Annotated in this window: 14 protein-coding genes; 8 read left to right on the top strand and 6 right to left on the bottom strand. The window is 57.6% G+C overall.

Features of this window, described 5'->3' with window-relative positions:
• Position 1: 1 nt before the first annotated feature.
• Positions 2-1354 carry an alpha/beta hydrolase gene (locus AUC45_RS05500; protein WP_067599548.1) on the bottom strand — a complete coding sequence of 451 codons (1353 nt, stop codon included), beginning with the start codon at positions 1352-1354 and terminating at the stop codon, positions 2-4.
• 83 nt (positions 1355-1437) lie between these two features.
• Between AUC45_RS05500 and AUC45_RS05495 the strand changes: the two genes are divergently transcribed.
• From AUC45_RS05495 to AUC45_RS05460, 8 genes are read left to right on the top strand one after another with little or no spacing between them, the layout of a single operon-like run.
• On the top strand, positions 1438-2121 hold the full coding sequence (locus AUC45_RS05495) for an isochorismatase family protein (protein ID WP_067599535.1): 684 nt from the start codon (positions 1438-1440) through the stop codon (positions 2119-2121).
• The gene (locus AUC45_RS05490) at positions 2121-3017 is read left to right on the top strand and encodes a polysaccharide deacetylase family protein (protein WP_067599533.1); all 897 of its coding nucleotides are present in this window, start codon (positions 2121-2123) and stop codon (positions 3015-3017) included. Before AUC45_RS05495 ends, AUC45_RS05490 begins: the two co-directional genes overlap by 1 nt.
• Complete coding sequence (locus AUC45_RS05485) at positions 3014-3940, top strand: polysaccharide deacetylase family protein (protein WP_067599530.1); 927 nt, start codon at positions 3014-3016, stop codon at positions 3938-3940. Before AUC45_RS05490 ends, AUC45_RS05485 begins: the two co-directional genes overlap by 4 nt.
• Positions 3940-5358 (top strand): aldehyde dehydrogenase family protein, encoded by a 1419-nt coding sequence (locus AUC45_RS05480; protein ID WP_082701140.1) that lies wholly within the window; start codon positions 3940-3942, stop codon positions 5356-5358. The genes AUC45_RS05485 and AUC45_RS05480 overlap by 1 nt, the downstream gene beginning before the upstream one ends.
• Positions 5355-5816: a hypothetical protein gene (locus tag AUC45_RS05475; protein ID WP_233998543.1), complete on the top strand. Its 462-nt coding sequence runs from the start codon at positions 5355-5357 to the stop codon at positions 5814-5816. Before AUC45_RS05480 ends, AUC45_RS05475 begins: the two co-directional genes overlap by 4 nt.
• Positions 5813-6325: a DUF1330 domain-containing protein gene (locus AUC45_RS05470; protein WP_067599513.1), complete on the top strand. Its 513-nt coding sequence runs from the start codon at positions 5813-5815 to the stop codon at positions 6323-6325. The genes AUC45_RS05475 and AUC45_RS05470 overlap by 4 nt, the downstream gene beginning before the upstream one ends.
• Positions 6322-7509 (top strand): class I SAM-dependent methyltransferase, encoded by a 1188-nt coding sequence (locus AUC45_RS05465; RefSeq protein WP_067599511.1) that lies wholly within the window; start codon positions 6322-6324, stop codon positions 7507-7509. Before AUC45_RS05470 ends, AUC45_RS05465 begins: the two co-directional genes overlap by 4 nt.
• Positions 7510-7519: 10 nt before the next feature.
• Positions 7520-7771, top strand: a complete 252-nt coding sequence (locus AUC45_RS05460) for a hypothetical protein (RefSeq protein ID WP_156423766.1) — start codon at positions 7520-7522, stop codon at positions 7769-7771.
• 41 nt (positions 7772-7812) lie between these two features.
• Here the strand turns inward: AUC45_RS05460 and AUC45_RS05455 are convergent, their stop codons facing one another.
• From AUC45_RS05455 to AUC45_RS05435, 5 genes are read right to left on the bottom strand one after another with little or no spacing between them, the layout of a single operon-like run.
• Positions 7813-8982 carry an FAD-dependent monooxygenase gene (locus AUC45_RS05455; protein ID WP_067599501.1) on the bottom strand — a complete coding sequence of 390 codons (1170 nt, stop codon included), beginning with the start codon at positions 8980-8982 and terminating at the stop codon, positions 7813-7815.
• Positions 8982-9704, bottom strand: a complete 723-nt coding sequence (locus tag AUC45_RS05450; RefSeq protein WP_067599496.1) for a hypothetical protein — start codon at positions 9702-9704, stop codon at positions 8982-8984. Before AUC45_RS05450 ends, AUC45_RS05455 begins: the two co-directional genes overlap by 1 nt.
• 13 nt (positions 9705-9717) lie before the next feature.
• Positions 9718-10872: a nitrilase-related carbon-nitrogen hydrolase gene (locus AUC45_RS05445; protein WP_156423765.1), complete on the bottom strand. Its 1155-nt coding sequence runs from the start codon at positions 10870-10872 to the stop codon at positions 9718-9720.
• A gap of 14 nt (positions 10873-10886) precedes the next feature.
• Positions 10887-12443: an FAD-binding oxidoreductase gene (locus tag AUC45_RS05440; protein WP_067599493.1), complete on the bottom strand. Its 1557-nt coding sequence runs from the start codon at positions 12441-12443 to the stop codon at positions 10887-10889.
• On the bottom strand, positions 12443-13627 hold the full coding sequence (locus AUC45_RS05435; protein ID WP_233998542.1) for an MFS transporter: 1185 nt from the start codon (positions 13625-13627) through the stop codon (positions 12443-12445). Before AUC45_RS05435 ends, AUC45_RS05440 begins: the two co-directional genes overlap by 1 nt.
• Positions 13628-13669: the final 42 nt, after the last annotated feature.

Raw genomic sequence — 13669 nt, 5'->3', positions numbered from 1 at the left:
ATCAGGGGGCCTTTCTGTTTAGCAGAAAATCGTGATAGCGGCGCGCGGCGTGACCAGCGCGGATCCGCGCGATAGCAGCCTCGTCAAGAGTTTGTGGAGCAAGACGCTTGGGATCGAGAGGGATCGCTTTGGCAGCTTTTGCTTCATACCACGGATCGAAAAACGCCTGCGCGCGGGTGATCGCCCAAGCACGCTGAAGATGCGAACCGAAACGATCAGGTGTCAGATCGGGGTAGAGCTCACCCGGATCGCCAATCGGCGTATCTGGCCACACTACGTCGCTGGCATCGAGCGCGTGTGAGGCTGCCTCAATCGCTGCGCCCATGTCTGAAAAATCGTCAGATTGACCGTGACCCGGCACATCAATCGCAATCTCGCCCGGATCTGGGTCGGTGCACTCGGTTGCCGGCGCGTGCAGAATAAGCTTTCCGCCAATAGCCCCTTTCCAATGAATGAGGCCTCCTTCGAGGATTAGCCAGCCTTCATCTGAATCCTCGGCAAGGGAAGCGCAATCATTTGTCCCCGCGTGCTCTTGCAAAAACGCAAGGCTCGCCGACTGATGATCGACTGGCGTTGCGACCTTCTTCGCGCTCCAACCGGCAGGCATGTCGCCAAGCCTGTCAATATGCTCTTGCAAGGGATCGCCATCATAGGCGGTGATTAGACAAGGCGGGACGGCTGCATCAGCAGGAGGGATGTCGCGCGGCGCGCGCAGAACGGCGCCGTAACCGGCGCGATAATCATTGCCTGCATCCAGCATTTCCGAGACGGCCTGATTGACCCGTGCGATGTCCGCATGCGCGACGGACAGCCGAGCTTCCTCTCGCGTGTCGAACCAGGGGAACACCCAGCTCTGTTCCAGCATCCGGTTCCACAGCCAGGTGAGGTGTTCGCCGTAATCGGATGGGCGGAATTCCGGGAGATACTTCTCACCGAAAATTCGCATCTCCTCCTCATTCCAGATCGCATATCCGCCGATGGCGAGGCATTTGAAGCGCTGGGGGTGACGTTTGAGTGCTGTGACAAGGATGATGCCGCCCGAATGGAAGCCATAGGCAGGACATTGATCGACACCCAGCGCATCCAGAAATTCGCACAGCGCATCGGCAAAATCGTTGATGTCGGGGGAGCCGGGAAGCGGGTCGCTTTGTCCGAACCCCGGCGTGTCGGGCGCAATGCATGTGAAATGCGCGCCCCATGCCTGCATCAGTGCTTCATATTCTGCGCTAGAACGCGGGCTCTGGTGCACCATTAGCAGCATCGGCCCTTCACCGCAACGGCGATAATGGACCTTGCGCGGCTCTCGCTCGCCCTGGCCGGGGATTGTCAGAATATGGCGTGTGATACTGGGCACAAATTTGTCCGGACAAATTCTTCTCGACAAGCCTCTACGCGCCTTTATTGTGACTTGTCAAAGTGGAATCGAAGAGGAGTAGCATGGCGGATTTGGTTGGCACGAAAATGGTCGAGGACGGCAAGACTGCGCGCGAATTGTTCGAGGCTGTCATGGCCAATCCGGCACGCAAGAAATTCGGCTTTGGCGAAAAGCTGGCGATTGTAAATGTCGATGTGCAGCAGGCTTACACCCGGACAGATCTGTTCAAGACAGCATATGAAACTGATCCCAAGCAAATCGATTACATCAACCAAATCAGCGCTCTGGCGCGTGCAAAAGGAATGCCGGTTATCTGGAGCCGCGTCGCTTACAAGGCTGATGCCTCCGATGCTGGGGTGTGGGGGACGCGCACCGATACTGAGGACAGCCTCCAGAACATCAAGTACGATAGCGAACGCCACGCCTACGATCCGCGCTGTGAGGTGCACCCAGATGACCTGCAATTCACCAAGCGTATGCCGTCGAGCTTCTTCGAAAGCCCGCTCGCTAGCTATCTGACCTTTCACAAAGTCGATACGGTCGTGGTGACGGGCGGCTCAACCAGCGGTTGTGTGCGTGCAACGGCAGTGGACTCGCTTTCACACGGATATCGCACCATCGTTCCGATTGAGACCTGCGCGGACAAGCACGAAAGCTATCATTTCGCCAATCTCACTGACTTGCAGCTCAAATATGCCGATGTGGAGCCGGTACAGATCGTCATCGATTGGCTGGAGGCCAGTTGATGCAGGAAGGCGCGCCGGACCCCGGCCTCTACGACTACCAAGCGTATCGCGACCGTCCAAAGCTGCAATGGCCTGGCGGTAAAACCTGCGCCGTCTGGGTCGCGCCCAATCTTGAGTATTATGAGATTGATCCGCCTATCGGCCCGCATCGAAAACCGTGGCCCAAAGCGCATCCAGACGTGGTCGGCTATTCCTATCGGGATCATTCCAACCGCGTCAGCCATTGGCGCATGGCTGATGTGATGAGCCGTCATGGCTTTCCGGGTTCGGTCAGCTTGTCAGTGGCGCTGTGCGATCACCACCCCGAAGTTGTAGCCGATGGTGTGGACCGCGGCTGGGAATTCTTTAGCCACGGCATTTACAATACCCGCTATTCCTACGGCATGTCCGAGGAACAGGAGCGAGCGATCATCGAAGATTCGATTGAGACCGTCGAGCGCGCCACTGGTCAACGCATACGCGGCTGGCTCGCCCCCGCTCTAACACACACCCCGCGCACGCTCGATCTGCTGGCGCAGTACGACTTTCATTACACCTGCGATCTTTATCATGATGATCAGGTTCAGGAGGTGAAGGTTGCGCCAAAAACGGGCAACGCGCAATTGGCCTCAATCCCGTACAGCCTCGAAGTGAACGACCACTATGGGTTCAATGTATATGGCATGTCGGGGCGTGAATATGCCGATTGCCTCATCCAGCAATTTGACCGGCTGGCAGAGGAAGGCGAGCGAACGGGTTCGGGCACCGTTATGTGCATTCCCTTGCACGCATACCTGATCGGACAACCTCACCGAATTGGTCCATTCGAAGAAGCCTTGCGCCATATCGCAGCAGACCCACGCTGCTGGAAAGCGCGCGCGGGGGAGATTGTGGATCATTGGAGGGCTGCCCAGTGAGCCTTCCGGAAGATTACACAAGGTACCCGCATCGCCGCGAGGGATATGACCATCAGTTCTACGAATGGTCGAACATGCACGCCCGCGCGCCCGTTAGCTGGCCCGGTCAAAAATCGGTCGCCGTTTGGTTTTGCGTGAGCCTTGAGTGGTTTCCGATTGTGCCTGAAGACAAACTTTTCCGCGCGCCGGGGCATATGGTCACCCCATATCCCGATTATCGCCACTACACGGTGCGTGACTATGGCAATCGAGTGGGCGTGTGGCGGATGCTCGATGCGTTCAAGGCGGCAGGCGTCACAGCAAGCTTTGCGACCAATGCTGCGGTTGCAGAGCGCTATCCGGAACTGGTCGAAGCCGTCCTTGCCGATGGGCACGAGATCATCGCGCATTCTACCGATATGAACGGCACGATCACAAGCGATCTGCCAGAGGACGAAGAGCGTGAACTCATTGCAGACAGCTTATCTCGGATGGAGACGGCAAGCGGTGTCAAACCCCAAGGCTGGCACTCGATTGCCCGTTCGCAAAGTTGGCGCACGGCGGATATTCTTGTCGAACACGGGCTCGTCTACACGTGCGATTGGGTGAATGACGAACTGCCGTATCGCTTCAAAAACGGGCTGATTAACTTGCCGCTCAACACCGAATTATCGGACCGTATGATTGTCGCGACACAGCAGCACTCGGCAGAGGGCTGGGCGCAGATGATGCGCGACAGTTTTAATTGGTTGGCGACAGAAGCCAAGGGCACGAACTACACGCAAGGGGGCGGGCGGATGCTGCCCATTCAGCTGACACCTTACATCATGGGGCTACCCTATCGCATTGGCGCGCTTGAGGAATTGCTGAAAGACTTCGCCAATCGGGAAGAAGCCTGGATCGCGACCGGCGGGCAGATCGTCGCCGAATGGGAGAAACAATAGTGAAGGCCAGGAATCCGCGCACGGGCCAGGAAGACTATGAATTCGCCGCGAGCTCACGCGACGAAATCGCTGCGCAGGCTGCGCGGCTGCGTGATGCACAGCCAGCGTGGGAAGCGCTCGGACCAGACGGACGGGCTACAATCCTGATGCGGTTTGCCGATGCAATGGAGGCTGCCACACAGCAGATCGCCACGACTCTCACAATCGATACGGGCAGGGGTGCGGTATCCTGGATCGAGGTGCAGGGCGCTATTGGCAACATTCGCCGCTGGGCTTCGCGCGGGCCAGATTTGTTCGCATCGCTGGATCGCGGACCGAAAGCGTCCGCAACGCCGGGTGTTGAGATCGTCACAGACTATTCCGCTTTCCCGCTCTTCGGCGCGATTGCGCCTTGGAATTTCCCCGTAATCCTGAGCCACATCGATGCTGTGCCAGCGCTCATGGCGGGCTGTGCCGCACTGGTGAAACCGAGCGAGATCACACCGCGTTTTGTCGAACCCATGCGCGATGTGTTGGCGCAAGTCCCCGAATTGCCGCTCGCCTATGTCATGGGAGGGGCAGATGTGGGCCAAGCGCTGATCGAAGAGGTTGACTATGTGTGCTTCACTGGATCGACCGCCACGGGCCGAAAGGTTGCCGAGGCGGCTGCCCGCAAATTGATCCCCGCCAATCTCGAATTGGGCGGCAAGGATCCCATGATTATCACCGCAAGCGCGGATCCTGAATGGGCGGCAGGCGTCGCGTTGCGAAGCTCGATCGTCGCGACGGGTCAGGCATGCCAATCAATCGAACGCATCTATGTCGATAGCGATATTGCTGAGCCGTTTATCGACGCTCTGGTTGCCGGCGCAGAAAAAGTCGACATCACCCATCCCGATCCGAATGCAGGGCATATCGGCCCGTTCATATTCCCGCCACAGGCCGCAAAGGTGCAAGAGCAGATCGACGATGCCGTAGCCAAGGGCGCCGAGGTTCGATCCGGCGGCACGGTCGAGGACCTTGATGGCGGGCAGTATCTTCGGCCCACCATTCTAACCGGCGTTACCCCCGACATGCTCGTCATGCGGGAGGAAACTTTCGGGCCTGTGCTGCCGGTTACAATCTACGACGAGATCGAGAATGCCATCGCTCAGGCGAATGACACCGAATACGGTCTCTCCGCTGCGATCCTGGCAGGGTCTCTCGAAGAGGCTGCGAGCCTTGCCAGCCGCCTCGATGCAGGGGCAATATCGCTTCAGGATGGCGCGCTTACGAGCATGGTGGGCGATGCTGCCAACCAGTCTCGCGGTACGAGCGGTCTGGGCCCCAGCCGCATGGGAGACACAGGCATGACGCGCTTCTTGCGCGAGCAGGCGCACATCCGCCAAACTGGCCAACCACTGCCGATTGACGCCTATCGCGAAGGGCAGGCTGGATGAGCAATCGCGCAGACCTTCAAGCGGTTATGCCTGCAATGCTGCTTCATGATGGCTGGTGGGATGGCTGGTACCGTGATTTCGATCTGGATGGAAAACTGCTTGATGAACGGCGCGTCAAAACGCACTGCGAATTCCCGGACACAGGCGAATGGCATTATATTCAGCACAATTGGATCAGTTGGGCTGACGGTCGCGAAGCGACGTACGAATTTGGCGGAAGGCTCGATGGGCACCGCCTCATATGGGATACGGATCGCTTTTCCGGATATGGCTGGCAGACCCACGAACACACGATCATGCTTAGATTGGATAGGCTTGATGTTCCCCGGGCATGCTATGTTGAAATGATCGGACTGTTTCCGGGCGCCAATTCGCGCGCACGTACCTGGCAATGGTTCAAGGATGATGAGCCGTGGAAGCGCACGCTTTGCGATGAAAAGAGGATAGACGCACCATGATTGGTTGGAGCCTTTTGCTGGCTTTGCAGGGCGTCGCTGCGGGAGAAGCACCGCCACCCCCGCAATCGACCTGTGACAAGCCCGTCTACATGGTAATTGAGGGCCAAACGCTCGATCGCGCACGCATGGGGCGGTACGCGGCCGCAATTGCTGAAAGCGAAATCTATCAAAAACTTGGCGGGTATTACGTCAACAATCCAAGGCCTTTGGAAGTGTTCGAAGGCGATGTGCCGGCAAACTACGTCAATCTCACCGTTCGGTTTCCCTGTATCGAAAACGCCCGCGCTTTCTGGAACAGCAAGGTCTACCAGGAAACCATCATCGATATCCGCCGCAAACCGACAAGCGCGGGCGATTATACAGTGACGATCTATGCCGAGACGCCCTTGCGCGAAGACCTGACAGGCAAAGTGGGAGATGCTCGCTTTACCCATGATTTTTCAAACCCCAACGTCCCGCAGCTTGAAAATCCTGTGGTTGGACCAGATGCAAAAGGAGACACGCAGTGACCGTCGAACTCCAGCACCCGATGAAACCCGATGCGACGCCAGAAGAGATTGCGCGCGGCAGGTTCACGTCCGGTATTCGAAGCCTGATCCTCAACGATCTCGCCGCCGATATGCGGGCAGCCTATGATCGGCGAGCAGCGCCTGCCTTCAAGAAGGAGCATGACAGGGAGCCGGAAACGAGCCGCGAGGCGCATCAGGCCCTGCGCGGTGATCCGGCTTTCAATATCTATTCCGCCATGCGCGTCCAGGCGCAAAAGATGGTTTGGGCGAGCGTTGCGGACAGTGTTGAGCGCGAAGCTGATCGCCTTTCACACGAGGCAAGAAAAGCGGCAGATGCGCCCGGTTCTTTGACGCTGGAGCCAGGCCTTGATGTTCCGAAGAATGTCCACGCCATCGACGTTCATCTGATGCCGGGCAGCTATACGCGCGGAGCGGATAGTCTTGAAGCAGGTGCGGTCTATGATCGCGGTCTTGCAGTGTTCTCGATGGGCCTGATGGGTGCCAATCTCGATGATATCGGCCTTTCGATGAGCCAATACATCAAGCAGCGATTTCCTGATTTCGCGCCAAGTCGCATTCTCGATACCGGCTGCACGATTGGGCACAATACGCTCCCGTGGAAACAGGCATATCCGGATGCCGAAGTCATCGCGATTGATGCAGCACCGGGCCCGCTCGCCTATGGGTCTGCGCGCGCGAAGATGCAGGGGCAGGAGGTGCATTTCCAGCAGATGTGCGCCGATGATCTTGGCTTTGAAGACGAGAGTTTCGATGTGGTGTGGTCGAGCATGTTTTTGCATGAGCTTTCAAAAAAGCAGCGCGCTAAGGCTTTTGAGGAGGCCTACCGGGTGCTGAAACCCGGCGGTCTCGTCATTCATATGGAGCTGCCACCAAACGAGCAGATGGGCGCTTTCGATGGCTTCTATCTCGATTGGGACAGCTATTATAACAACGAGCCTTATTACAAAGGCTACCGCGATGAAGTCCCCGCCGATCTGTGCAAGAAGGCGGGCTTTGGCGAAGACACCTTCTTCGAATTCGTGGTCCCCTCAATCGGCATTTACGGCGAAGAAGCAGTGGCCGAGGCTGCCAAAGGTGACCGTGCAGAGGGCGTTGGCCAGGAAACCACCGGCCGCCTTGCCGAAGGCGTGATGTGGTACGGCTATGGGGCGTTCAAGAAATGAGGGGCAGGAAATGAGCGGAGAAAAGCTGCGGCCCGAAGACGCGCCTCCCAGCCTCTACGATGATCAGGGCAATGCCCGTTTCTTCGCCGATCCGGCCATGGACCGGTTTGTCGCAGTCGTCATGAATCTTGCACAGGAGGTCTGGGTGCAAGAAGAGCGCCTGCTTGCTTTAGAAGCCGAAAAGACCGGTAAGAGTGCTGATCCAGAGGCAAAGGTCAAAGAATTTATCGACCGCGTCTTTGCTCCGATCCGGGAGGCTTGAGGGTCAGTCCAAAGACCGCCGGGTCTATATGTTAATTGCGGTTACCGTCGCACAAACTCAATCGTCGGATCGAATTCCATCATTTCGCGATTGTTCACCGGCGCGCCTGCAAGCGCGAAGTTGTCAGGATCAATGCTTTGGGTAATTTCGCCCTGAACCTTGGAAGCGTGATGCACTTCAGCGGTGCGAGGGATGCGGTGCTTTTCGTATCCGGCAAGAGCGTCCCCAACATCGTCGCAGCCGACCAGCATTTGTGCGAGGACATAGCCATCCTCAACCGCCATCGCTGCACCCATTCCCAGGAAGGGCAGCATAGCGTGCGCCGCATCGCCAAGGATCGTCACCCGCCCATCTGACCATGTTGCGAGCGGCGCGCGATCATACAGGCCCCACTTGATGATTGATCCCGCCTCATGGATCAGGCCCACGACATCGGGGTGCCAGCCATCAAAGGCTGCTTTCAACTCCTCAAGCGAGGCCGCGGTGGACCAACCCTCGGGCACTTCTTCGCCAGTCTCGACCAGTGCGGCTCCGTTGACGATGCTCCCTTGCGTCATGGTGTAGCGGTTAAATGTTCGCTTGGGGCCGATGAAGATGGCGCTGCGGCCAAGCGCCATGAACGGTGCAGCCTGCTCAATGGGCACGAGAAAGCGATAGGCGACGTGGCCGGTAAAACGCGGCACGTCATCGGGAAGCATTTGTGTGCGTACAGCTGAACGAACGCCGTCTGCGCCGATCAGGACGGGTGCCGAAATGCTCTCACCATTGTCAAAGTGCGCGATGGCTTCGCTGCCGCTCTGCTCATATCGCTTGAGCCTGAAACCAGTGTGAGTGCGACCGCCCATTTGATCGAGCTTTGCCAGCAGGACCTTTTGCAAGTCGGCCCGGTAAATGTGCCGGATTAAGTTAGCCGTGCCATCATCCCCCTTGCCATCGCCCAAATCGAGCGCACCCAGCAGAATGTCACCAGTGCGGTAATGCAGAAACGGCAGATTTCCCGCCGGGCACGCTTCAGCCGCAACGCTGGTTTGAACTCCAAGCGCGCGAAAAACGTGCTGCGCGCCAAGGCCAAGCGTCAGTCCGGCGCCCGTTTCTTCTATCCGATTTGCCGCCTCATAAATGTCGACCTCGATGCCCCGCCGGCGAAGCGCGATGGCGCAGGTGAGTCCGCCGAGACCAGCGCCGACAATTGCGACGCGGTCTATAGTCATCAGCGTTCGAGCTCCACCAGCTCGTACCGGTTCATCATGTACCCATCGATCGAACCGTAGACGAGGACGCTGTCATCATCGGCTGTCACCCACATATCGAAATCAGGATGGCGCGTGCCGCCCATGCCTTCCTCGCTTTCATCAACATAGCGATAATGACGGCATCGGAATGTCCCTGCTTCGACCGTTTTTTCCTCCTCGCCGACATATTCCATCGTCATTTCAAGGTAAGCGATCTGCGGCGGAGTTGCGCCTCGGTGATCGGGTGAGGGGAGGTAGAATTTGAGGCGACGGCGATGCGGGCCTTGGCTCACGTCCATCAGCCGAGTGGTGAAGCCATCGCCCGCAATGGGATGCGTCCCAAAAGCATCAAACTCACCCGCTTCGCGAGTTTCAGAATTGCGACCAATGCTGGGGCCGAAGCTTTCACAAATGATCTGATCGGCCGATTGATCATACCGCATCCAGCCAGAGCCCAGAAATTCATCGCCCAGCGTCAGATGCACCAGCAGATTTTGCGGCTTGCGATCAGGGCCAATATGGCAGGTGATGTTACGCAGGACAGTCGGATCAGGCTCTTCGATTTCGCACTGCGCGGACATGATGACAGAGCCATCGGCATGGTGAGAGAAATTGAACCATTCGCGCCCCCGTTCCTTGCCTTCCATCCCCTCCTTCATGGAGGTGTAGCGGATTTTCCCGCGCACATTTCTATGCTTCATGGGCGCTGCTCCATCAGATCACTCCGGCTTTGCCGAGGCGTTCGATCACATTAGCTTGGCGGCGGCGGAAGTAATCGCGTTCGGGGATGGCGGGCTTGCCATCCTGCACCATGCCTTCTTGCGTAAATGGCTCGGCAGCAGCGGCATAGGCCTCGGCAAACAAAGAGGGTCGCTGCCGCGCGAGATAATTGGTCATCGCCGGTGTGCGGCGGCCTTCGCGCAAGGCACTCAAGTCAATCGCAGCAAACGCTGTGAATGTCTCGCCATCGCCAGACTGCGCGATCACGCGGCCCTTCCAATCGACCACCTGACTGTTCCCCTCAGCGCTCGACAGCGGCATCGCGGTGCCCGAAATCCCCGCAGTGTTGGACGAGACGACATAGGCGAGGTTCTCAAATGCGCGGGCCTGTTTGGCGATATCCTTGTTCGTGGCGATAGGAGATCCGACTTCGCTTGATGAGTGACAGAACACTTCCGCCCCGCGCAAGGCGAGTGCGCGGGCGATTTCGGGATAGAGGATTTCTTCGCTGGCTATCGCGGCAAGATTGCCGATCTCTGTGCGCGCGACCGGGAAAACACCTTCAAGGCCGTACTTGTCGAGATACGCTTCCCACACATCGTGCGGGGAGGGGGCGAACATGGATATCAGCCTGCGATATCGCAGCACCACATCGCCAGACGGTGCGACAATAAAGCAGGTCTGGAAATAGAAATCGGGGAACGCCTCATCGGTCTCGTACGCATTGCCGGCAAGGTGCATGCCCAGTTTTTGGGCAAGGGCGCCCAAAGCCTCGTATTCCGGGCCGTTGGCGGCAAAGCCAACCCTGTCTGCAAAATCCGGGATCGATATGCGCCCAGGGTAAGAAGTGAAAAGATACTCAGGCAGTACGACAAGCTTCACCGGCTTGCCCGAATATTGGGCAACGAAGATGGAACTGGTGCGGATTTGCCCTTCAATCGCGGCAATGTGTTCAAGGATCGCCGCGCGCGCTGCCGCTTTATCAGGCAGCCCTTCGAGCGATCGCGCGGTCAACTGCATCGCCATCGCGGAATATGTTGAGGTGTCGCTCACATTCTCTCCTTTTGCCGAGTGGATCGGCGCGGCTGTCGCCATCGCAGCGCACAGGCCAGAAGCCATGGCTCGTCTGCGATCCAGCTCCGGTGTCATTTACAGCCGCCCACCTAGAGGCCAAGCGAGCCCGGATTCATAAGGTTTTGCGGGTCCAGTTCTGCCTTGGCCGCTTTTAGCAAAGCGTCGGCGCGTGGGTGCAGGCTGTCGCGATATCGATAGGTGCGCCCGATCTGGAAATGCGCCGCATCGTGATTGTAGAAAATGTCAACGATCGCCTTTTTGAGTTTCTGCGTCAGAGCCCAAGCCTCCGCATTGGCTTCGTGTTTGGGAAGCTTTTTGAGATGCCCCGCCTCAATCGTGTCGTTGATCACAGGATTGCTTGCATCGGGCCAATAAAGGCACGGCTCGATCACCATGCCAGCACCGCCGACCGCTGCAATCAACGTTCCGTAGTGAACGCCCAGCCGCTCCATTTCCTCGGCATGATCGGCAAAGAGTTTTTCGAACGCTGCGAAACAGGCGGGCGATTGGCCGTGTGAGACGAGGCCATGAATGGGTGCCCAGCGCTCACCATCAGGGCCGAGGATCGAATTCAACGGACCAAACGGATTGGCGCGGATGATCTTGGGAATGGTGTTTTCAACCTCGCGCCCGCCATAGCGTTTGACGATGTCGCGTGCGATTTCGATGTCGGCATCGGCGGCTGCCTGAATGCGCCCTTCGGCCAGCACATGCATGGAGAAGTTCGCGTCTTTGAGGAAATCGCGACCAGCGGCGACAACCTTCGCGCCTTCCTTCAGAGCTTTCAGAACGCCGCCCTGCTTCTTCATCATGCCGACTAGCTGCTTCGCATCGCTTGTCAGGCTGTCGCGCTTCATGCGGATGGCATTGAGGTAAGGATCAAAGCCAAAGCATTCGGTTGCGATCCCTTGGCGCTCGATGGCGCTGGATGCGGCAAACCAGCTTTTCGCGTCATCGAAGGCGAAGCTGCCATAGGCGTGGCAATCAGCCTCCGGGATCAGTTTGAGTGTCACGGTCGCTTTGATCCCGAGCGCGCCGGTGTCGCCAAGGAACATGCCGGTAAGATCAGGGCCATAGGGCCGCGTGTGCTTCTTGCCTGTATTGATCAAAGTGCCGTCGGCCAGCACCACTTCCAACGCCGTGCAGCTTTGCACCGCGGATCCATAGCGCCCAGTTCCCCAGAAGATACCGTTCTGGCTCATGCCCCCACCAATGCTGGCTTTGAGCCCTGAGAGCGTGCCCCACATCGGGGTGCGCAGGTGATGGTGCGAGAGGCGTTCTTTAAGCGCCGCCCAGGTGCAGCCGGCCTCAACCGTTACAGTCATCGAGACATCATCGACTTCGAGCACGCGGTTCATGCTCGCAAGGTCAAACAGCACCGCACCTGCCTGCTCTTGCGTGTAACCGCCCGTATAGCTCATCCCACCACCGCGCGGCGCGACAGGATGGCCCGCATCGGTCGCGGCTTTCACGGCTGCGGCCAATTGGTGCTTGTCTTTGGGCCGCACGACAGCGGCCAGATCAGCGCCGCGATCATAGATGTCGTGGGCATAGAAGTTGAGGCTCTCTTCATCAGTCAGCACCTCAGCGCCAGTTGCGCGCAGACTATCAGCGAGGATCGAAGGGGAGGTTGCAAGCGTCGCCATCAGGCAGGCTCCATTTCGGGGGTTGGGGGAGATGTTGGTTCGACCGACGGAAAGCTCTCTGGGTAGCGTCCAAGGAAAAGCAGCAGCGCGCCACCAAGAATAAAAAGCGGTGCCGCCACAAACAATATGAGATCATAAGAACCCGTCGCATCTCGAACACCACCATAGATCATCGGCGATGTTGCGGAAAATAGGCCAAATGGAAGGTAGAGCATTCCGTATATCTTGCCGTAATGTCCCATGCCGAAGTATCGTCCCGTAAGATAAGCGATGAGATCACTCTCGGCACCTGCTGCAAAACCGAGCATAAAGCCTGCAATGACAAGAGCAGTAAGCGTGCCGTCCTGCCCGGCTAGCATCACACAGGCGATGGCAGGCAGAGACAAAAGTGGAAAGGCAACATGTCCTGCCCAGAACCGATCGAGCAGCGCGCCTGTAATGATCCGTCCTGCAAAAATGCCAAGCCCAACTGAGCTCATCACAGTTGTGGCGCCATCAATGCCAAAACCATGATCCATTACAATCGGGATCATGTGAATGTGCGCCCCACCATAGGCAGTGGCAATCAACATGATGGAAGCGAATATCAGCCAAAACCGCCGATCTTTAATGGCTGTAGCAAAATCGATCCCTGTTGTGTTCCCACCTTGCTCAGCGACTTCGCGCGGTCGTTCAGCGTCACGAGGCTCACGGAAAAACAACACGGCAAGCGGCAATGAAACCAACAAGGGCAGTCCTGCCATGTAAAGAAACATGTAGCGCCAGCCTTGATCTTGGAGAACAGCGCCCGCGAGCTTTGGCACCACGATTGCCGCAAGTGATGTACCGAGCAACATAATGCCAAGGGCAAGGCCGCGGTTGCGGAAGAACCAGAGGTTAATCGCCCGGCTCCAAGTCACTGGAGTAGATCCGATTCCGACAAGGCCGACCATGAACCACAAGCTGTAATACCCGACTAAAGAACCAGGCATGACGAAGAAGGCCGCAAACGATAAGCCAAAAAGAAAAACGCTGATAAGCGTTACCGGGCGAACGCCAAAACGATCAGAAGCCGCGCCATAGAGTGGTGCGAGCAGCGCTGCGGTTATTCCGAAAACCGTAACACCCGCGCTGACTTGAAGGCGTGTCCATCCAAATTCGCTTTGAAGCGGATCGAAGAGCAAGCCAATGATGTTGAACGGCAAAGGGGAGGCTCCGCAAGCGACCCCAAGAAGACAAGTCAACAG

Origin of the sequence: Erythrobacter sp. YT30, from assembly GCF_001542875.1 — a bacterium.
In the GTDB taxonomy this organism is placed as follows: domain Bacteria; phylum Pseudomonadota; class Alphaproteobacteria; order Sphingomonadales; family Sphingomonadaceae; genus Erythrobacter.
The sequence above is the reverse complement of the archived record's forward strand: the minus strand, read 5'-3'. Positions and strand labels throughout refer to the sequence as shown.